Below are 19,315 nucleotides of genomic sequence, written 5' to 3' on the forward strand. Positions count from 1 at the left end.
GCGCGGCAGAAAGGGGGCGCAATGTCCCGCCCGGCAGGATATTGCGCCCCCTATATTATGGCCGGTGCTCTACACCAGATAAGGATTCGGGTCCGTAAAAAAATGTGCGTCGACGTCCTCCGGCGCGCCGTATTTGCCGATCATGACGAAGATTTCCCGCTCCTCCCCGCCCAGCGTCGTCGTGCCGAAGCCCCGGCCGACGCTGTACAGGTGCTTCCAGTTGTCCAGAAAGCACAGCGTGTCGCTGCGGAAGCCGGCCTTCTCGCCCAATATCTTCTCCATATTCTGCTCGGTAACGCTGATGAGATATATGCTCTCCTTGATCTTGACGTAATACGCCGGTTCGTCCGACCCGGGCAGCGCTTTCATCATTTCATTAAAATTGTTGTTGGTGTCGACGGCCTGTTTGGATGCCGCCGCGCCCTTCGGATATGTAATGCGGTACCAGTGGGGGCTGTAATACACGTGCACCGTGGCCAGCTCGTGGCCATACGTCCACTTTACGCCCGTCCCCGCCACCTCCTCGGTAAAGCCGTGGCGCTTGCGGTCGGGATGGTCTTTTCCTTCTTCCCTGATATAGCCGAAAGTGAAATGGCTTTCAATAAGGTAGGGCCAATAAGGGTTTTCGCCCAGCCGACAGCGCAGGAACGTCACCAGGCTCTGCTCTTTGTCGATGACCCAGGTGTGGTTTTCCCGCGGTGTCACGCCGTCCAGGCAGTAGGTGACAAGATACGTCCGGTCGTCCGCCTTGCGGCACTCGTATTTTTCCGCTTTGGCTTCGCCGCCGTCCCGGATGCTCCACTCCAGCTGCGTTTCGTCCAGAAAATTGAGAACGGCGCCGCCGGTGTCCTCGCCGGTGTCCAGCACCAGCTCAAGGCGTTTGCCGGCGAGCTCAAAGCACGCGGGGGGACAGTACTGGCCGATAGATAATCCGCCCGCGATCGGTCCGTATTTCTTAACCAGATCCATTGTTAAATCCTCCCATATTTATCATTGTGCAAAGTATATAGCAATTTTCCCGGCGACGTCAATCGCATATGCAAAGTTGCCATAACATAAGGGGCATATGGTAGGATAAGCAAACGAAAAATTCCCCTCCTAGAGGGGAATTTTCAGGCTGTCGCGAGGCTTTACCGGCAGCTTAGTATACCCCGATATCCCGCGCCACGGTGTATGCCGCGCTGGTGGCGGCGGCAATATTTTTCGGGACGCTGCAGTCGCCTATCATGTAAAATTCGGGCGCACAGGCGCTGAGCGCGGCCGCCTCGCCGTCAAGCGGCCTCTGGCCGACGGCGTAGACGACGGTATCGGCCTCGAACAGCCTCTCCCCGTCGGGACCTTGCCCGACAACGCCTTTTTCATTGATCTCAGCGGCCTTCGTGCCGAGGGCAACGCCGATATGATACCGGGCGAGCTCCACGTTCAATCCCATCATATGCAAAAAGTTTCCGCCGTCATTGAGCCTGTCGAGCATTTCGACGACCGTCACCGTCCGTCCCAGCTGTGCCAGGTAAATGGCCAGCTCCACGCCCACGAGCCCGCCGCCGAGGATGACCACGCGCCTGCCGGCCTTTTCAGGATTTATATAGGCCTCTTCCGCCGAGAGGACATTTTTGCCGTCGATGCCCCTGATCCCCGGCACGACGGGCCGGCCGCCCAGCGCGGCGATGATGACATCCGGCGCGATGGCCTCCGCCAGAGCCTTCGTCACGGGCGTGTTGAGGCGCACGTCCACCGCGGCCTTCCCCACAGCCCGGACCTGATAGCCGATGTACTCGCCGAGCTTTTGCTTAAAGGGCACCTTTTCCTCGCACCGCAGGGCGCCGCCAAGCCTGCCGCTTCTCTCACAGAGGACAACGTTATGGCCCCGGGCGGCGCAGGTGAGCGCAGCCTGCAGGCCGCCGATACCGCCGCCCGCCACCAGGACGGTCTTTTTCTCCTTGACCGGCAGCGCATAACGGCACTCCAGCTCTCGGCTCGTTTCGGGATTGACGGCGCAATGGAACTGCCCGTCGCTCAAGAGCGTCGAGAAGCAGTGGAAGCAGCGCATGCACTTTTTGATCTCCCCGTCGCGCCCGGCCCGCGCCTTGTTCGGCAGGTCCGGCTCGGCAATGAGGCCGCGGGCGACCTCCACCACGTCGGCCTGCCCGGAGGCGATGATCTCCTCCATGAGCGCGGGGTCGGAGAGCGCGCCGACGGCCGCCACCGGCATTTTGACGTATTTTTTGATTTCGGCGGCGTATCTGACGTTGACGCCGTCCTCTAAAAACATGCTCGGATGCGTGACGGGGAAGACCTCCGGCACCTCGTGGCTGCCCGCTGAAACGTGCAGCAGGTCCACATGCCCGTCCAGCTGCCTTGAAAGCGCGATGCCCTCGTCGATACCGTAACCGGCGGCGTGGCACTCCGAGCCGGAAATGCGCATCTCCACGGGGAAATCTGCCCCGCATTTTTTATGAATGGCGTCGGCGATGGCCACGGGCAGGCGCGCCCTGTTCTCCACGCTCCCGCCCCATTTGTCCTTTCTGGTGTTGACCAGCGGCGAAACGAACTGAGAGATGAGCCAGCCGTGCCCGCCGTGGACCGTCACCATGCCGAAGCCGCATTGCTTGGCAAAGAGCGCGGCATTGGCGAAAGCTTCGATCGTCTCCTCGATGAGCTCTTCCGTCATTGGCAGGATATGCCGGCCGGCCAGCTCGCACTCAACAGGCCCGTAGGCGACGCCCCTGGCCCCGCCGCCCATAAAGGAGAGCTCCCGGTTGGCGTACATGCCGGCGTGCTGCAGCTCCACCGACGCCACCGCCCCGTGCCGGGTGACGGCGTCCGTAAGCCGGTGCAGCGGATGCGCCGCCCTCGGGTTATCCAGCATCACGTGCCACTGGCCGCCCCTGCCCCTCTTGCTGTCCACGATTCCCTCGCCGACCGTGACGGCGGCCGCGCCGCCGATAGCCTTCCTCTCATAGTAGGCGATAACGTCCGGCGTCGGGAAGCCTTCCAGCGTCAGAGCTTGGGGCCCGGTCGGGGCGGCGAAGAGCCTGTTGCGGAACAGTGTCCCCCCAACCCTTACCGGCTCAAACAGATGCGGATATTTCAACGTGCTCATCAAATCTTTTCGCGTGGAACCTCACGCTCTCCTTTCAAGATAATTGCGGCTTTGTCTGCTATCTCGATTATAAGGAGCGTGCGATATTCTTGTCAAAAGAAGTTCTGAGTGCTATATTACATTGAAATTATAGAAGAGACCGCTCCGTGGCCACGTGACGCGCCATGTCGCCGACTTTGTCGTTCTCATCGCCGCAGGCGGCAAGGATATATGGCCCGTAGTCCTCGGTATAATTATTGTGCATGTAATTGAGGACGTCGACCTTCCATTTCCAGAGCTCCTCCGGCGACAGGTAGAAAAAGCGCGGCTGAATCTTTTCCCTGTAAAACGCGTCGTCCATCCGCAGGACGTTCTCCGGCGACAGGCATGGCGACAGCTCGGCAAGCCCGGGGAACTCCTCCCCGCCCGTCCATTTCCCCCGGTTCATCGGGCAGGCGTCCTGGCAGGCGTCGCAGCCGTAGTACCACGGGCCGAACCGTTTCGCCAGCGGATTTTCCGGCAGGTCACGCCCGCCGAAGGTCGTTAAAAATGAGACGCAGCGCCCGGGCGACATGGTGTACCGGTCAAAAAGCGCCCCGCTGGGGCAGGCCTTGACGCACTGCCCGCAGTTCTCTGGGCATTGGGGGAGCGCGTTTGCCTGTATCAGCTCCAGGTCCCCGTCGGTGAGCCAGCCCTCCAGCGTCACCCAGGAGCCCGACTCTGTGTAAAAAAAGTTATTCCGCCGCACAAGGCCGAGCCCGGCCTGCATGGCCGCCCAGCGCAGACCGACAACGCCGAACTTTCTGTTTCCCGCGGTTTTGAGCCCCAGCTCCTGGAGATATTTCTCCAGCTCCGTGCAGGCCTTATATTCGGGCGAGGCTTCACTCACGCGCGTGTCAAACAGATAGTGCTTGCCGATATGGCCGTCCGCGTTTTGCGGCACGTTGTACCGTCCGTAGGGATGGACGGCGACCACGACGGACCTGGCCCACGGGTACTGCTCGGCCAGATTTGTCAGGCGCTTCTGATTTTCATAAAACGGCGCGGATTCCGGGACCTTTTGTATCCGTTCGCTCAATTTCTCGTCGTAGCCCTCCATCGCCGCGAGCCGGACAATGCCGCACTTCTCATATCCCAGCGCCAGCGCGCGGCGCGCGATCTTCTCCTCCATAGCATTCATTCCGGATAACTCCTTAACATTAATAGTGTATATACACGTATCGATCTAAAAATAATCGCGCCGCAGGCCGCGTTTATAAAAGCGCGTATCACCGGATATTTTCAATGCGTGTCAAAAGCTCGGTGAGCAACGCGATATTGTCCTTTCCAAGCGCCTCTTCGATATGGCGCTGCGCGCCGTCCCAAAGCTTTTCCGCTTCCCCCAGCTTCTCCCTGCCTTTTTCCGTCAGCTCCAGCTCGCGGCTGCGCGCACTCCGGGGCGAAATGTCCACCACAAGGCCCGCCTTCTCCAGGGGGCGGAGATTCCTGACGAGCGTCGTCCTGTCGAGTCTGATTTTTTCGGCCAGCGCGCTGACGCTCACGGGGCCCAGCTGCCTCAGATGCCGAAAAAGCGAAAACTGCGCGATCGATATGCCGCAGGGCGCGAGATACGCGTCATATATCTTCGTCATGGCCGACGACGCCCGCCGCAGGTTCAGGCAATTGCACGGGGACGGTGCTTTTTCTGGTTTTTGTTGTCTTGTCATATGAAGACCGCCTTTGGTGTATATACACGTATTGTTTTACCACGAGCTTCCCGTTTTGTCAAGCAGGTCCCGATGCCAAAATCGGGCCGGGGTATGATATCCAAATGTCCCCGTAGGGGACACCGCCTTCGGCGTCCCATTCCCCCCGCAAGAAAGGCGGGATGAAGCCATCCCGCCGGCGCACCTATCGATGTCTTTTATTTCTTCGCGTAAAATTCACTGGAGTAGTTGTAAAGCTCCTCCAGGGCGGCGTTCCTGATTTTTTCGTCGGCATTCATAATCGGGCCGGAGACGACCTTCCCGCGGGGCGCGTACTTGTCGACAAACCTGCGGATGAGCGCCCTGGCTTCCTGCTCGGACTTGGCCCCGGCGATTTCGGGCTGGTTGACCGTCAGGCAGATTTTCTCGCCGTATTTCTTCGTGAGCATGTCGAGGTCATTGATCGGCTGCGGCGTCCAGGCGTCGAGACCCATTTCCACAAATTCCTCTATGTACTGCTGGGTCAGGCCGCAGGAGTGCAGCTCGACGAACCGGCCGGAATCGTGCACCCAGTCCCAGCACGTCTTTGTGTAGGGCATGATGAACTCGCGGAACATCTCATTGGAGAAGAAGCCGGACCTCTGGTGGCCCCAGTCGTCTCCCCAGATGATGTAGTCGATGGGATCGTAATACTTGAACACGAGGCCCATGAGCTTTATTTTGTAACCGACCATTTCTCTAAAGAACGCATGGACCTGCTCGGGGTCGGTGTACATGGCCACCAGCGTCTCATCCATGGGCATCAGCTCGTGCAGGCGCTCGAAGATGCCTTCTACCACATGGAACAGGTGGGCCCGGTCGGGGTCGTAGCGGGCTGTCTGGAGCTTGGCGTCGCTCTCCCAGTCGACGGCGTCCAGCTCCGGGAATTTGACCTCCTCCTGCCATTTGGCGATGTCGGTGATGACGCGGTAGCCCGGTGTCGGCATCTGGCCCTGGATCGAGGGCTCATAGGTCCAGTGCTGTCCCCACCAGTCGTCGCCGGTGCCTTCAAAAACGGCGTGCTCCTGGTAGACGTCCGGCCAGCAGTATTGGCTGTCGGTGAGCCAGACCGGCATCCAGCAGGGCTTCTCTCCCCTGTAAATGCGCAGCAGGTTCTCCTTGGCCGTTAAAGGCCTGTTCCCCGGGTACAGCGGCTTCGGCGGCTGCTGCATCATCCAGGGAAAGGTGCCCTGCGGCTGCCTGGAGGGCGGCATCTTCTCGAAATCGATCATAAGCGGAGCTCCTTTCTATAGCACGTTACCTTTCCGTTAATATTCGCCGCCGATGACGACGATGTTTTTGAGCGCGCCGTGCTCGGCGTCGTCAAACGCCTCGTTGAGCTGGTCGAGGGCAAACCGGTGGGTCAGCATGGCGTCGATATCGATGATGCCCCTTCGGTACATATCCATATACTTCGGCATGTCGCGGCGGAGGTTTAACGCCCCCATGACGCTGCCGGTGAACTTTTTGCCGGTGAGAAATTCCATGGCGCAGAAGTCGGCGAGCAGTTCCTCCTCCGGCCGGGCATGGCCGATGATGCAGACGGTGCCCCAGGGCGCCGTCAGGTCCATGGCTTCGCGCTTGATGCCCTGGCCGGCAACGGCGACGATCGTATAATCCGCGCCGTATTTATAGATTTTCCGCATTTCCGCCGCCGGTTCGCACGTCTTTGGGTTGATGGTATGGGTGGCGCCGCACTTTTTGGCCAGCTCCAGCTTGCCGTCCACCGTGTCGATGGCGACGATGGGGCACGCGCCCGACACACGGGCGCCCTGGATGGCCGACAGGCCCACGCCGCCGCAGCCGATGACGGCCACGCTCTCGCCGGGTTTTACCTTACACCTGTTCAACACCGCGCCGAAGCCGGTGATGAAGCCGCAGGCCAGCGCGGAGGCGACGGGGTACGGGATATCGTCGTCTATTTTGCACAGGGTGGACTCGTGCGCGTTGCAGTACTCGGCAAAGCCGGTACCGGAGGCGTTCGTCTGGATCGGCACAAGGCCGTTGTCGCGGGTGTACGGCCCCGGCATCCGGAAGGCCATGGGCGGGATGTTCTCGCAAAACCACGTCCTGTCGTGCAGGCACGGGTCGCACACGCCGCACCCGGCCCGGATGACGCAGCAGGCGACCCGGTCACCGGGCTTCACATACGTGACGCCGGGGCCGACGGCGTCGACGACGGCGGCAATCTCGTGCCCCGCCGTGGCGCAGCCCTCATAGGGGCCGTGCTCGCCCCGGACGCCGTGGATATCGCTGTGACAGATGGTGCAGGTCATAATCTTTAAACGGACTTCCTTTTCCTTCGGCTCGGCCAGCTCCATGACCTCCACGGAGAACGGCCCGCCCATTTTTTCAACAACCGCAACGCGGCATCTCATAGATAATCCTCCCCCGCGCAAAAGCGCCAAAATTTTAATGAGGCCAATGCCAATGATATCTCAGCGCATCGAGCCGCCGCCATCGACGGCAATGGTCTCTCCCGCCATATACAGGTCTTCCTGCGCCAGAAAAAGGATGAGCTTTGCCACGTCGGCGGGCTTGCCGACCCGACGGAGCGGCACCATGCGCGCCACCGTCTCAAAGTTCTCCTTCGGCGTGGTGGCATGCATAGGCGTGTCGATCATGCCGGGGCAGACGGTGTTGATAATGATATTATCCGGGCCGAACTGGCGGGCAAAGGCCTTTGTCTGGACGATGATGCCCGCCTTGGAGGCCACGTACGCCGCGCTGCCGACACCGCCGTTAAACGCCGTCACGGAGCTCACATTGACGATGCGCCCGAACTTCTGTTCCTGCATGTGCGGAATCACGGCCCGCAGGAAGTTGTAGTGGCCGATGAGGTTTGTGTCCAGCACCTTGTGATATTGCTCGACGGACGTGGTCATGAGGATATCGCCGCCCATCTGGCCCGGTTCCCTGTCGGCCTCGATGCCGGCGTTATTGACCAGGATGTCTATCCTGCCGGATTTATTAATGATGTCGCCCACTGCCCGGTTGACGCTCTCCTCGCAGGAAACGTCGCATTCAACAGACGAGACGTCGTTTGAAAACGCTCTGATCTCTTCCTCTACGAGGCTGAGGGACGACATGCTCCGCCCGATGAGGGCGACCGCCGCACCCTGCTTTGCCAGTTGGATGGCGGTTTCGCGGCCGATGCCCTTTCCTGCGCCGGTGACCGCCGCGACTTTGCCGCTTATGCCGTAATCGACCATACTTATATCCCCTTTCGAATTTCTACATCGCCGTGACGATGCTGCCGTCCTGCTGTCGAAAGCCGATAAAATCGCCCGTCAGCACCACGTGCTCCCCCTCAAAATTCTGCACGGCGCCCCAGTGGCCGGTGAACGGCCGATCCAGCGGCACGCCGTCGTCGATCATCGCCTGCCGGACGCGCCTTCCGTCCAGCTGCCGGGGCGTCAGGCCGGTTTTCAGGCACAGGGCCGCGGCGATGCCCGCGGCCTGCCCCGTCCCCATGGAGGGGGCGATGATGCGTACGGCCGCCTGGGCGTTGAACTCCGCCGACACGCACCGGCCCACCACCAGCAGGTTCTCCGCCTTCAGCGGCACCAGCGACCTGTACGGTATCTCGCTGTAGCCCTTGGGGTCCACGCGGGCTTCCAGCCCCGCCGGCCGCCCGAACGGGTGCATCTCCTCAGAGCACTGGGCCTCCCGGCAGACGGCGCCCGGGAGCGGCGCGGTCACGTGAATATGGCGCAAAAAGCCGAGCCGCCGGCTGGTTGGATGGTGGGTGTCGAAAAACTCCGGGAACCGGGCGATACCGTCCTCAAACCGGGCGCCGGCAGCCACGTCGGTATCCTTCAGTATGTATTCGCCCAGAATACGCCGCGAATCCCGGACGCCGTGCATATTGGCGATACCGGTGACGCGGGCGCGCGTAAAGCCCGGCACGTACTTTTTAAAGAACCTTTCCAGCCACACCATCTGGTTGTGCTGCTCGAGAATCTGGCGCGTCAGGTCCTCGGTATCGGTGTTGCGGGTATAAAAGCTGTGCGTCGTCATCACCGTGATGTCCGCGTCGGTGATCTCGGTCTTCGGGACCTGGTAGATGAGCGCCGTGGGGAATACCACAAAGGGCAGGTCGCCGTTTGACACCGCCTGCTCCTCCAGGTCCTGCAGGAGGCCGAAGGACTTTGTCAGCCGGTCCCGCCCCGCGCTCTCCCGCCATTTGAAATTGGCCTCATAATAGGCCTGAAGATCGACGTTCGCCATCCGGAACGCCAAGGTCGTTGACATATTGAGCCCCGCGTCATGGGGGCTGCCCAGCTCGAACGGCGCGCCCGCGCTCACCGCCACGTCTCCGTCGCCGGTGCCGTCGATGACGAGCTTTGCCGCAATCTCAAACTTCCCCGATTTCCCGTGGCACACGGCGCCCCTGACGACGCCGTCCTCGAGGACGGCGTCCAGCGCCGTGGTGCCGTAAAGGATGCGGCAGCCGGACTCCACCATCATCCGCTCCAGCATCAGCTTGCCCTTGTCCGGGTCAATGACCGGCAGGTGCGGGCGGATGACGGCGTCCCCGTCGGCGGCGAGCCTGTCGAGCCACTCCTTGCAGATACCCTCATTGACGCCGGCGATGCCTGTCACATACCCGTTGGTGGCCAGGCCCCCCATGGACTGCGCGCTGTCCACGATCATCGTCCGCGCCCCCTTCCGCGCCGCCGTGATCGCCGCCGCCGCGCCGGCCACGCCGCCGCCCACAACAAGCACATCCGTGAAAAATCCGCTTGTATTCGTCACGTTTCTTCCTCCTTTTACTGTCAAATCTTCCATCCTCTTGTTGGTCTATGCTTCCATTTTATCACGCCCGCTCCGCAAGTCAATAAACGTAGCATACGACGAATTATCGGATTCTTCGTATCTTCCGCACATAAAAATAAAGCCCCTTCCGAGAGGGGGCGGAGGGAGGACAAAAAGCCTCCCTCGGTCGAGGGCGGTGGCGCGGAGCGCCGGAAGGAGTGAACTTGTCCCGCGCCGCTGTGTATAACATGCTGCCGCGCCGGGAGGCGTTCCCTCCTTCAGTCGCCTGCGGGCGACAGCTCCCTCGTCTGAGGGAGCCGGGGAAAACGGGGATACGTGCGCGGCCCAGTCCCCGGGGTGCGGTGCGAGGGGACGCCGAGGGCGGCGTCCCCTACAACGGGGCCGGCAAGGAAGAATGGGTTGCCGGTGGCATGGATTGTCTTCGTAGGGGCGAACTGTGTTCGCCTACTTCTGTCGGCGCGGCGGTGGCCTGTGGGGAAGGACCGACGGGGCGATGTGGGCATCGCCCCCTACGAGGGATTCGACAGAAAAACAGGCTTGTGTTGGATGAAAAAGGGCTTCTATTGGATGTTTTGGGGGTGATTTTGATTAAAAATGCCTGCCAAAGCGCCGAAAAGGGACTGGAGTGAGGCATATTTTCCTTGATATGTTACGGAAGTATTAAGCACTTCGTGCTTAAAAAGAGGTCAAAGCGTTGCAATTGCTGGATAATCGATTTTTGAGAATCTCGATTTGTGCTGTATTTATATTTTTAAAAACGCCGATTGGAGGCATTTGTCGGTTTATGTCGAATGAGTATGCGGGTGGGTAGACGGCTTTTTTATAACGAAAAAGCACGCTCAGTATGTTATACTGAGCGTGCCGGAATGACAGGACCGGGCTTTTAGTGGATGATCACATTCAGCCCCAGGTCCTCCAGCTGCTTCTTGCGGGCCTGCATCAGCTCGTCGGAGGGGGGCGTCGCCTCAAGGATGGGGGCGCTGCGCTGGAGGCGCTCCCATTTGACGGTGCCGAGATTGTGGTAGGGCAACAGCTGCACGACCTCCACGGCGTCGCCGAGCTCCACTATAAATTTACCCATATCGTCAAAGGCCTTGACGGAATCGTTATACATCGGTATGGTCGGTATCCTGATCTGGAATTTGCCGCCGGCCTTCGCGATCTTCCTGGCGTTTTCAAGAATGAGCTCGTTGGGCACGCCGACGACGCGCTTGTGCAGCTCGGGATCGATGCCCTTGATGTCCAAAAGGAACAGGTCCGTGTACGGCAGGAGCGGCTCGATGACCTCCCACTTGGCGTAGCCGGTGGTGTCGACGGCCGTATGTATGCCCTCCTCCTTGCATTTTTTGAGGATCTCCAGGAGAAATTCCGGCTGCCAGAGGCATTCGCCGCCGGAAACCGTCACGCCGCCGCCGGACTTTTTAAAGAACGGGACGTCTCTCCTGACCCGCTCCATAATCTCGTCGAGAGTGTAGTCGGTGCCGCACATGTACAGCGCCTTGGAGGTGCAGGCCTCGGCGCATTTGCCGCAGTTGTCGCATTTGGACCGGTCGACGGTCACCAGCGTGATTTCGTCGTCGCCGGTGAGGGACTTTTTCTTCCCGCCCGGGGAAATGGCGCCATGAGGGCAGACCTTAAGGCAGTTGCCGCACTTCTCGATGCCGACGCACTTGATTTCCATCCAGTTGAGCTCCGTCGGGAACGCCTGGGACTCCGGGCTGTGGCACCAGGGACATCGGAGCGGACAACCCTTCATGAAGAGCGTCAGGCGGATGCCCGGGCCGTCATGGACGGAAAAGCCCTGTATATCGTAGAACTTGCCGGTTAATGCCTTCGTCTCCATAACTCGTCTCCAATGATATTGATTTCCCCGTCAAGCGGCGGGGATGCTTTGTTTAAATTAATTCTAGTTGATACGGCCGGTCTCGTAAAGAACATTTTTCGCATGCTTTGATAAGCAATACGTATAACAGCGGCCGTCAGCTCTGCCCGATGCCCTCGAACTGTTTGGTGAACATGGCGATAAGGGGATTTGTATTGTCCTTCTTCCACATGACGATCTCAACGGCGTCCTCCAGCTCGGGGATATACTTGAAAACCAGATTCGGATTGTTCCGCAGGGAATGATTGGCGTTGAGCGGGAAAATCCCGTAGCCCGCCTCCAGCCAGAGCGCCAGGGCGCCGATGTTCGGGGCCTCCAGGGTCCTCGGCCTGAAAAAGTCATGCTTGGCGATACGCTCGGAAAAACGGGCGATGTACGGCGACTCCGTTTCCGGCAGCGTTAAAAACGTGTCCTCCCTGAAATCCGTCAGGCTGACGTTTTCCTTGTCGGCCAGAGGATGGGACTTTGGGATCACCAGCCGCGTCCCCGCCATGCCGACGGGGATGTAGTCCAGGTCGTCCTGGTCATTCAAATTGAACAGCGCGGCAAACGCCACGTCGATCTCGCCGCTCTGGAGGGCGCTGTGTATGCCCGCCATCGTATGGCGCGACAGGTTGACCTGAACGTCCGGGTATTTGTCATGGAACTTATTGAGCGCCACGGAATAGGGCGGGCAGATAAGCTGCCCCTCCACCATGCCGATATTGAGCCTACCGGCAAAGCCCCGGTGAACAGCGCCCGCCTTTTCCACAAGGGCCTGGTATTCCCGGGCCAGCCGGTTGAGGCCCTGGGCGAGAATCTCGCCGGCGGGCGTCAAGCGAATCGACTTCTTCTCCCGGGTAAAAAGCTCGATGCCAAGCTCGTCCTCCATCGCCGCGATCTGACGGCTCAAAACAGGCTGCGACAGGTAAAGCCTGTCGGCGGCCCGCGTAAAGCTCAGGCACTCCGACGCGGCCAAAAAGCATTTGATCTGTGAAAAGTTCAAGCCGATTCCCCCGTTAAATAGCCTCCTGTCAGGAGCACATAATTACACACATAGTGTAGCATACTACCGAAAATTTTGAAACAGGAAAATCGAAACGCGCCGGCGGGCCACGTACCGTAAATGGAACATTTTCTATCGAATAACCGTCCCAAAATAAAACAGGAGGTCTGTCACATGAAAAAAATCATTGTTTTACTGATATGCGCCGGGGTGTTATTATCGGCCCTTGCCGGATGCGGAAAAAAAGAACAAAATATTGTCTTCACCGCCACCGTAGACGAAATACATGACAGCTCGATCCTGGTATCCACAGCCGACGACGTGGGCTTTGACAAGGCAAGCGTTTCGTTTGCCGCCGATGTAAAGATCGGATTTAATCTCATCGTCGGGCAGACCGTAAAGATCACCGCGCTTCCGCAAATAAAGGAGAGCTATCCCGTGCAGGTTACCGCCGTCGCCATAGAGCTTGTAACGGAGGCCGCCTCTCCCACCCCCGGGACGCCCTGATCCTTGCGGTTCTTTCCGGATTTGCGCATATCCTCCCAAAGCAGCCGAAAGGCTGCTTTTTTTTGCCGACGGCCGGGTTGGCGGAAACGTCATGATATTCTTGCATCATCTCATACGCCGATGGAAATTGAATTTCCCGGGGGCTGTGCTATACTCAAGCTGGAGAAATACTGCGGCTCACTTGATTTTAAGGAGGCAGATGCATGTATAAGCTGGCACCCGTCACTGAGCGCGTTAAAAAAATGCGCGAGAAATACCGCGGCACGCAGCCGGAAATCTGCACATCCCGTTACAGGCTGATCACGGAGTTTTATATGGACAATCCGGATCTGACCGGAATTTTAAAGCGCGCCAAAAACTTTAAGAATATCTGCGAGAATATCGCCATCCGCATCGACGACGGGGAGGTCATCGTCGGCGCCCAGTCGTCCAAGTACCGCGCCTGCGCCCTGTACCCGGAAAACTCCGTCATCTGGCTGAAGGAAGAGCTGGAGAGCGGCTATATAATGACGCGCGACATCGACCCCTATATCGTCTCCGACGAGGACAGGGATTATATCCTTTCCACCGTGGATTTCTGGATGAAGGAGTGCATGAGCGCCAAGACAGACGCCGCCATCATCGACGAATACAAGCCCATCGCCGCAAACGGCGTGCTGCTCTTCGGGCCACGGGGCCAGACAATGTCCCCTGTGGGCCATTTCGCCACCGGCTACAATACCGCCATCCGCAAGGGCTTTGCCGCCATCAGGGCCGAGGCCGAGGCGAAAAAGGCCGAGCTCGTCGGGCAGGGGATACCAAGCAGGACCATCGACCAGTACAACTTTTACCGCGCCGTCTCCATCGTCTGCGACGGCATGATCACGCTCACCAAGCGCTACGCGCGCCTTGCCGCGGAGATGGCGGCAGCTGAGGCCGACCCCGGGCGCAAAAAGGAGCTGGAGACGATGGCGGAGGTGCTGGACTGGTGCATGGAAAAGCCGTGCCGCAGCTTCCACGAGGCGGTGCAGTGCCTGTTCATGTACCAGACCTGCCTGTGCCTCGACGCCAACATGCACGGCATGAGCTTCGGCCGGGTGGACCAGTACCTGGGCGGCTTCTATGACAATGACATCAAGGCCGGGCGCCTTACCCCGGAATACGGCCAGGAGCTTTTGGACCTCTTTTACCTGAAGGTGGCCGAAATGAACAAGCCCTGGAGCTACGGCGCCACCCAGTCAAACCCCGGCTACACCTCCGGCCAGCTCATGACTATGGGCGGCGTGGACAAGGACGGGAACGACGCGTCCAACGCCGTCACCTATATGATGCTGCAGACGGCCGGCCGCCTCGTCCTGCACGATCCCCCGCAGGCGCTGCGCATCCACAAGAACACCCCGCCGGAGCTCTGGGAGGCGGCGATTGAGACCACGAAGCTCGCCGGCGGCGTGCCGACATTTGAAAACGACGAGGTCATCATCCCCGCCCTGATGGCCCGGGGCCTGTCCTTGGAGGACGCGAGGAACTGTACACTCATCGGCTGTGTCGAGCCCGCCGGCTGCGGCACGGAGTGGCCCTGCTGCGGCGGCACCGGCACCGAGAGCTATATGAATCTGGCCGCCGCCTTATGGATCGCCATCAACGACGGCTACAATCCCATGCCGCCGCTCATGACGGACAGCATGGCGGAAGCCGCGAAGCTCAAGGCGTCCGAAACGCGCGTGGGACTGCCGACCGGCCATCTCTACGACATGAAGAGCTTTGAGGAGGTCAAGGAGGCTTTTAAAAAGCAGATCGAATTCTTCGTCAAATGGCACCATATGAACATCAATTCGTTCGAGTACGTGGCCCGGGAGGTCCTGCCGAACCCGGTCGTCTCCTGCACGATGGCGGGCTGCATGGAAAAGGGCATGGACGTCATGTGGGGCGGCGCCAAATACAACTCCACCGGCAATTCCGGCGTGGGCATCGGCAATGTGGCCGACAGCCTGAACATCATCCGCCACTGCGTGTTTGAAAAGAAAGTCTGCACGGCCCGGGAGCTGTACGACGCCATACTGAACAACTGGGAGGGCTTTGAGGACCTGCACCGCTATATTCTGAACGAGGCGCCCCATTACGGCAACGGCATCGCCGAGGCCGACGCGCTGGCCGGCTGGGCGGCCAAGGTCTTTGCCGACGCGGTCAGGGCAACGAGCGGCCCCAGGGGCAACCGTTCCAGCGCCGGTCTCTATCCCGTCACCACCAACGTCATGTTCGGCCAGATGACGGCCGCCACGCCCGACGGCCGCTATAAGGGCGAGCCCCTGGCCGACGGCATCGCCGCACCCCAGGGCTACGACAAAAACGGCCCCACGGCGATCATCGCCTCCATCTCCCAGATCAAACAGACGGATTTCGCCAACGGGACCCTCATGAACCTCAAGTTCCACCCCACGGCCCTGGCCGGAGAGGACGGCTGGAAAAAGCTTATGCAGCTTATGCAGACTTACTTCGACTTGGGCGGCATGGAGCTCCAGATCAACGTCATCAGCACGGGCGTCCTCCGTGACGCCCAGAAAAACCCCGACAAGCACAAAGACCTCGTCGTCCGCGTCGCCGGCTTCTCCGCCTATTTCGTCGAGCTCCACATCTCCGGCCAGAACGACCTTATAAAAAGGACAGAGCTGGCGATGTAATAAAGCTTCAAACAACGCGCCCCGCCTTTCGGCGGGGCGTTTGATATTTCATACCGTTTTCAAAACCTTGTACAGCAGTTGATACAGGGTCCCCGCCTCGTCGGCGGTGAGCGGGATGCAGCGGCCGATTTTTTCGGGGATGCTCACTGCCTTGTCCCGCAGGCTTCCTCCCTGCTCGGTGAGCGCCACGATGACGCTGCGCTCGTCGGCCGCGTCCCGGGCCCGGGTTACAAGGCCCTGGGACTGGAGCTTTTTCACAAGCGGCGTGATGGTGCCGCTGTCCAGATGGAGCCGGTCGCCCAGCTCCTTGACGGTGGCCTCGTTTTTCTCCCAGAGCACCATCATGGCGATGTACTGGGTATATGTCAGCCCGATCTCGTCCAGAAACGGCTTGTACAGCCGCACGACCTCCCTGGAGCACGCGTAGAGCGGGAAACAGAGCTGATTTTCAAGTTTTAAAGCCTCATAACTCATCCGGTCGCCTCCAGCGAAATCATATCACACAATCGCCCCGGGCGCAATTGCCCCGACAGCTGCCGCCTCAGAGCAGCCCGGCAATGTCGGCCTCTATTTTTTCCGGGGTGACTGTCGGCGCGTAGCGGCCGACGACGCGGCCGTCCCGGTCCACAAGGAATTTTGTGAAATTCCACTTTATCTTCGAGCCGAGCACGCCGCCCTGCCGGCTTTTCAGGAAGGTATACAGCGGCGCTTCGTTTTTGCCGTTCACATCGATTTTTGCAAACTGGGGAAACGTGACGCCGAAGCGCCCCGTGCAGAACGTATGAATCTCCTCCGCGCTGCCCGGCGCCTGATTGGCAAACTGGTTGCACGGGAAATCCAGAATCTCCAGCCCTTTGTCCCCGTACTTTCCGTACAGCTCCTGAAGACCGGCGTATTGCGGGGTAAAGCCGCAGGCCGTGGCCGTATTGACGATCAGCAAGGCCCTGCCCTTAAAAGCGGACATCGGTACGGGATTTCCCTTATTGTCGCTGACTGTAATATCATAGATACTCATGGTGTCACCTCATAAAATTCAATTGTTATAAATTTAATTTAACACAATTAAATTTTATTGTCAAGCCAAACCGCAAACGGCGCCTATATAAATGCCCGGAGACCCTTGAGGGACAGCTTTTCGATCATGTCCGAGAGCTCCTGGGGGCTCTCCTTCATGCCGCTCAGGAGCCAGTGCTGTATGATGGCCACGCAGCCGTTGGCGTAAAACAGGTAGAGCAGCTCCATCTGCTCGTCCTTCACCGCGGGGATCATTTTCTTCCACTCGGCGATGCTCCTGTCGCGGGCGATATTCATGATCCGCCGCAAAAACACCTTGTCGCCGTAATCGCTGAACAATATCCGGCAGAGGTCGCTGTTTTTATGGATCGACTCGAAGATCTTCAGGAGCAGCCCCGAAATGGCCTCGGCCTTCAGCAGAGACTCCACCGACGACAATATCTCGCTGAACAGCTCGTTTTCGATCTGCTCCAAAAGGTCGTAGGGGTCCGAAAAATGGGAATAAAACGTGCCCCTGTTGATATCGGCCTTCTGACAGATATCCTTGATGGTAATTTTCTCGATCGGGTGCTCGCGCAAAAGCTCCAGAAGGCTTTGCTTGAGGACCATTTTTGTGTACAGGACTCTTCTGTCCGTTTTTTCCGCCACGACTTATCCCGCCCGTTCATAAAAAATTTACATCCATTTCCAGAGATACCAGACAAAAAACTTTGTGATTGTCAGGTATCATGCATAAGGTCCGAATGTGACTGTTGATAATAGACACAGTGCTATTATAATGAAATTGTGATAGTTAATCAACACTGTGTTCGTAAAAATGGAGTGGTATGATGCGTACTAAATATTTAGTGACGGGCGCGGCCGGCCATCTGGGCAGCGCGGTCGTCCGCGAGCTGATATCGTCGGACCTTCGGGATATACGCGTGCTTGTCATGCCGGGAGATAAAGCGGCCGCGCGGCTGCCGGACGGCGTCGAGCAGGTAAAGGGCGACCTTTTGGACAAAGCCTCCCTGTCGGAGTTCTTTGCCGTGCCCGAGGAGACGGAGACGATCGTCATCCACTGCGCCGGCATCGTCAGCACCTCCATGAAGGCCAGCAAAAGGCTGCACGACGTCAACGTGGGCGGCACAAAAAACATCGTGGACATGTGCGTACAGCAAAATGTGAAAAAGCTCGTCTATGTAAGCTCCATCCACGCCATGCCGACGCTGCCGGACGGCCAGCCGATGTCGGAGATAGAGACGTTTGACCCGGCCAAGGTCGTGGGGCCGTACGCCAAGACGAAAGCGGAGGCCACGGCCTATGTGAAGGAAGCCGTCAAAAACGGGCTCAACGCGACGATCGTCTACCCCTGCGGCATTTTAGGGCCGTACGACTATGGCAAAAGCAATAACATCACGCAGCTTATCATTGCGTACTGTATGGGCAAAATGCCCGTCGGCCTCAAGAGCCGTTTCGATTTTGTCGACGTGCGCGACGTGGCAAAGGGCATCGCGGCGGCGGCGCAGCGGGGCGGCGCCGGCGAGGGCTATATCCTCGGCAACCGCCAAGTCTCCGTGTCGGAGATGTTCGACCTGTTCCACAAGGAAACCGGGGGACGGCGCACGCGGTTTTTCGCCCCCATGTGGCTGGCCCGCGCCGGCCTGCCGCTGACGGCCCTCTATTACAGGTTCCGGCGACAGCAGCCGCTTTTCTGCGCCTATTCCCTGCACACCCTCGGCGGCAACTCTCTCTATTCCCACGCCAAGGCTTCCCGCGATTTGGGCTACCGCCCCCGCCCCTTTGAGGAAACCATCCGCGACACTATCGCCTGGCTGAAGGGCGAGGGAAGAATCTGAGACGGCATAACGTAATCCCCGCATGAACAAGCCGTTCAGGCGGGGATTTTTTTATTTAAAGGGTGTTCAGGCGAAATGCGTCAGAAAATCTTCGATTTTTGTGTCGTCCAGGATGGTGACGACGAAGCTTGTCATATAATTGCCCTGCCTGTGCACAAAGAAATACTGATCGTACTCTATATACTTTTCAAACACATGGAGCGTTTTATAATCCGTGGCGCCGACCTTTGTGGTATATGTATCGTCAATGGTATAGTCCTCGGGATCGAGCGCCATTGCCGCGGCCAGCAGATAGTCGCTCTCGCTGACCGACGCCATACCGTCGGCGTTTTCAAACATGACGATAACGTTACTCCCGGTGGTGGGATCGCTGGCCATCATATCGTAAATCGTCGACAGGCCCGAGGCGGCGGCGGCCCATTTCGTTTTATCGGACAGTGTGTCCGCCGCAATGCTCATTTTCTCGGCGACTTCCTCATCCGGAGAGACCTCCCAGCCGTCCGGCAAGGTGAACTTCAGTCCGGTGAATACGCTGGAATACACGCCATTGCTCCAAACGCCCCGCGCAGGCACGCCGCCGTTGTCGGCCGAAGCGCCGGCGCCGGCATTTCCTCCCTCATCAGGAGAGGCGTCGGCCGAGGTGTCGGCCGGGACGCTCGCATCCGGCGAGGGGCTCGTCTGCGGCGTTTCCGAAGCGCAGGAACTGAAAAGTGTCAGCGTCAGGATCAATGCGAAGACAGGGATTGTTTTCTTTAACAATGGTGTCACTCCTCGGGCATTTTCTGCCACTTTATATTATTTATGAAAAACCCAAACGAAAAACACAGTTATTCCCTGTGTTTTTCTG

The 19,315-nt window shown here is 59.0% G+C and carries 17 protein-coding genes; 3 read left to right on the forward strand and 14 right to left on the reverse strand.

The genetic code is table 11. The features are described 5' to 3' along the window. Positions 1-69: 69 nt before the first annotated feature. The 10 genes from BUB60_RS13230 to BUB60_RS13280 all read right to left on the reverse strand — a co-directional run bounded on the left by BUB60_RS13230 (position 70) and on the right by BUB60_RS13280 (position 12,452). A complete protein-coding gene (locus BUB60_RS13230) occupies positions 70-969 on the reverse strand; it encodes a MoaF N-terminal domain-containing protein (RefSeq protein ID WP_073079850.1) in 900 nt (299 codons plus the stop codon). Between the two features lie 172 nt (positions 970-1,141). Continuing rightward, a complete protein-coding gene (locus BUB60_RS13235; RefSeq protein WP_073079853.1) occupies positions 1,142-3,103 on the reverse strand; it encodes an oxidoreductase in 1,962 nt (653 codons plus the stop codon). A gap of 127 nt (positions 3,104-3,230) precedes the next feature. Continuing rightward, on the reverse strand, positions 3,231-4,262 hold the full coding sequence (locus tag BUB60_RS13240) for an epoxyqueuosine reductase (protein ID WP_073079855.1): 1,032 nt from the start codon (positions 4,260-4,262) through the stop codon (positions 3,231-3,233). 88 nt (positions 4,263-4,350) lie between these two features. Beyond that, on the reverse strand, positions 4,351-4,788 hold the full coding sequence (locus BUB60_RS13245) for a MarR family winged helix-turn-helix transcriptional regulator (RefSeq protein WP_073079857.1): 438 nt from the start codon (positions 4,786-4,788) through the stop codon (positions 4,351-4,353). A 197-nt stretch (positions 4,789-4,985) separates the two neighbouring features. Further along, positions 4,986-6,038 carry a uroporphyrinogen decarboxylase family protein gene (locus BUB60_RS13250; RefSeq protein ID WP_073079859.1) on the reverse strand — a complete coding sequence of 351 codons (1,053 nt, stop codon included), beginning with the start codon at positions 6,036-6,038 and terminating at the stop codon, positions 4,986-4,988. A 36-nt stretch (positions 6,039-6,074) separates the two neighbouring features. Continuing rightward, entirely contained in the window at positions 6,075-7,184 is a 1,110-nt protein-coding gene (locus BUB60_RS13255; RefSeq protein WP_073079862.1) for a zinc-binding dehydrogenase, read from the reverse strand. 60 nt (positions 7,185-7,244) lie between these two features. Next, entirely contained in the window at positions 7,245-8,018 is a 774-nt protein-coding gene (locus BUB60_RS13260) for an SDR family NAD(P)-dependent oxidoreductase (RefSeq protein ID WP_073079865.1), read from the reverse strand. Between the two features lie 22 nt (positions 8,019-8,040). Next, the gene (locus BUB60_RS13265) at positions 8,041-9,564 is read right to left on the reverse strand and encodes an FAD-dependent oxidoreductase (RefSeq protein WP_073079867.1); all 1,524 of its coding nucleotides are present in this window, start codon (positions 9,562-9,564) and stop codon (positions 8,041-8,043) included. A gap of 904 nt (positions 9,565-10,468) precedes the next feature. After that, entirely contained in the window at positions 10,469-11,428 is a 960-nt protein-coding gene (locus BUB60_RS13275; RefSeq protein WP_073079872.1) for a glycyl-radical enzyme activating protein, read from the reverse strand. Between the two features lie 136 nt (positions 11,429-11,564). Further along, positions 11,565-12,452: a LysR family transcriptional regulator gene (locus BUB60_RS13280; protein WP_073079875.1), complete on the reverse strand. Its 888-nt coding sequence runs from the start codon at positions 12,450-12,452 to the stop codon at positions 11,565-11,567. A gap of 174 nt (positions 12,453-12,626) precedes the next feature. Between BUB60_RS13280 and BUB60_RS13285 the strand changes: the two genes are divergently transcribed. Both BUB60_RS13285 and BUB60_RS13290 read left to right on the forward strand, forming a co-directional pair. Continuing rightward, entirely contained in the window at positions 12,627-12,959 is a 333-nt protein-coding gene (locus BUB60_RS13285) for a hypothetical protein (protein WP_073079877.1), read from the forward strand. Positions 12,960-13,162: 203 nt separating this feature from the next. Continuing rightward, positions 13,163-15,616 carry a glycyl radical protein gene (locus tag BUB60_RS13290; RefSeq protein WP_073079879.1) on the forward strand — a complete coding sequence of 818 codons (2,454 nt, stop codon included), beginning with the start codon at positions 13,163-13,165 and terminating at the stop codon, positions 15,614-15,616. Between the two features lie 48 nt (positions 15,617-15,664). Here the strand turns inward: BUB60_RS13290 and BUB60_RS13295 are convergent, their stop codons facing one another. From BUB60_RS13295 to BUB60_RS13305, 3 genes are all read right to left on the reverse strand, one after another. Further along, positions 15,665-16,090: a MarR family winged helix-turn-helix transcriptional regulator gene (locus tag BUB60_RS13295; RefSeq protein WP_073079882.1), complete on the reverse strand. Its 426-nt coding sequence runs from the start codon at positions 16,088-16,090 to the stop codon at positions 15,665-15,667. A 67-nt stretch (positions 16,091-16,157) separates the two neighbouring features. Continuing rightward, positions 16,158-16,631, reverse strand: coding sequence for a glutathione peroxidase (locus tag BUB60_RS13300; protein ID WP_073079884.1), 474 nt, complete (start codon positions 16,629-16,631; stop codon positions 16,158-16,160). A gap of 83 nt (positions 16,632-16,714) precedes the next feature. Further along, on the reverse strand, positions 16,715-17,278 hold the full coding sequence (locus BUB60_RS13305; protein ID WP_084726483.1) for a TetR/AcrR family transcriptional regulator: 564 nt from the start codon (positions 17,276-17,278) through the stop codon (positions 16,715-16,717). A gap of 182 nt (positions 17,279-17,460) precedes the next feature. Between BUB60_RS13305 and BUB60_RS13310 the strand changes: the two genes are divergently transcribed. After that, entirely contained in the window at positions 17,461-18,468 is a 1,008-nt protein-coding gene (locus BUB60_RS13310) for an NAD-dependent epimerase/dehydratase family protein (protein WP_084726484.1), read from the forward strand. A 66-nt stretch (positions 18,469-18,534) separates the two neighbouring features. Here BUB60_RS13310 and BUB60_RS13315 read toward each other — a convergent pair whose 3' ends face one another. Then, positions 18,535-19,227 carry a hypothetical protein gene (locus BUB60_RS13315; RefSeq protein WP_073079888.1) on the reverse strand — a complete coding sequence of 231 codons (693 nt, stop codon included), beginning with the start codon at positions 19,225-19,227 and terminating at the stop codon, positions 18,535-18,537. Between the last annotated feature and the right edge of the window lie 88 nt (positions 19,228-19,315).

It is taken from the genome of Sporobacter termitidis DSM 10068, assembly GCF_900130065.1.
GTDB lineage: Bacteria > Bacillota > Clostridia > Oscillospirales > Oscillospiraceae > Sporobacter > Sporobacter termitidis.

Excerpts from the sequence above, each read along its gene's own strand:
- BUB60_RS13230 (WP_073079850.1), bottom strand. The coding sequence starts at position 969 with ATGGATCTGGTTAAGAAATACGGACCGATCGCGGGCGGATTATCTATC.
- BUB60_RS13235 (WP_073079853.1), bottom strand. The coding sequence starts at position 3,103 with ATGAGCACGTTGAAATATCCGCATCTGTTTGAGCCGGTAAGGGTTGGG.
- BUB60_RS13240 (WP_073079855.1), bottom strand. The coding sequence starts at position 4,262 with ATGAATGCTATGGAGGAGAAGATCGCGCGCCGCGCGCTGGCGCTGGGA.
- BUB60_RS13245 (WP_073079857.1), bottom strand. The coding sequence starts at position 4,788 with ATGACAAGACAACAAAAACCAGAAAAAGCACCGTCCCCGTGCAATTGC.
- BUB60_RS13250 (WP_073079859.1), bottom strand. The coding sequence starts at position 6,038 with ATGATCGATTTCGAGAAGATGCCGCCCTCCAGGCAGCCGCAGGGCACC.
- BUB60_RS13255 (WP_073079862.1), bottom strand. The coding sequence starts at position 7,184 with ATGAGATGCCGCGTTGCGGTTGTTGAAAAAATGGGCGGGCCGTTCTCC.
- BUB60_RS13260 (WP_073079865.1), bottom strand. The coding sequence starts at position 8,018 with ATGGTCGATTACGGCATAAGCGGCAAAGTCGCGGCGGTCACCGGCGCA.
- BUB60_RS13275 (WP_073079872.1), bottom strand. The coding sequence starts at position 11,428 with ATGGAGACGAAGGCATTAACCGGCAAGTTCTACGATATACAGGGCTTT.
- BUB60_RS13285 (WP_073079877.1), top strand. The coding sequence starts at position 12,627 with ATGAAAAAAATCATTGTTTTACTGATATGCGCCGGGGTGTTATTATCG.
- BUB60_RS13290 (WP_073079879.1), top strand. The coding sequence starts at position 13,163 with ATGTATAAGCTGGCACCCGTCACTGAGCGCGTTAAAAAAATGCGCGAG.
- BUB60_RS13295 (WP_073079882.1), bottom strand. The coding sequence starts at position 16,090 with ATGAGTTATGAGGCTTTAAAACTTGAAAATCAGCTCTGTTTCCCGCTC.
- BUB60_RS13300 (WP_073079884.1), bottom strand. The coding sequence starts at position 16,631 with ATGAGTATCTATGATATTACAGTCAGCGACAATAAGGGAAATCCCGTA.
- BUB60_RS13310 (WP_084726484.1), top strand. The coding sequence starts at position 17,461 with ATGCGTACTAAATATTTAGTGACGGGCGCGGCCGGCCATCTGGGCAGC.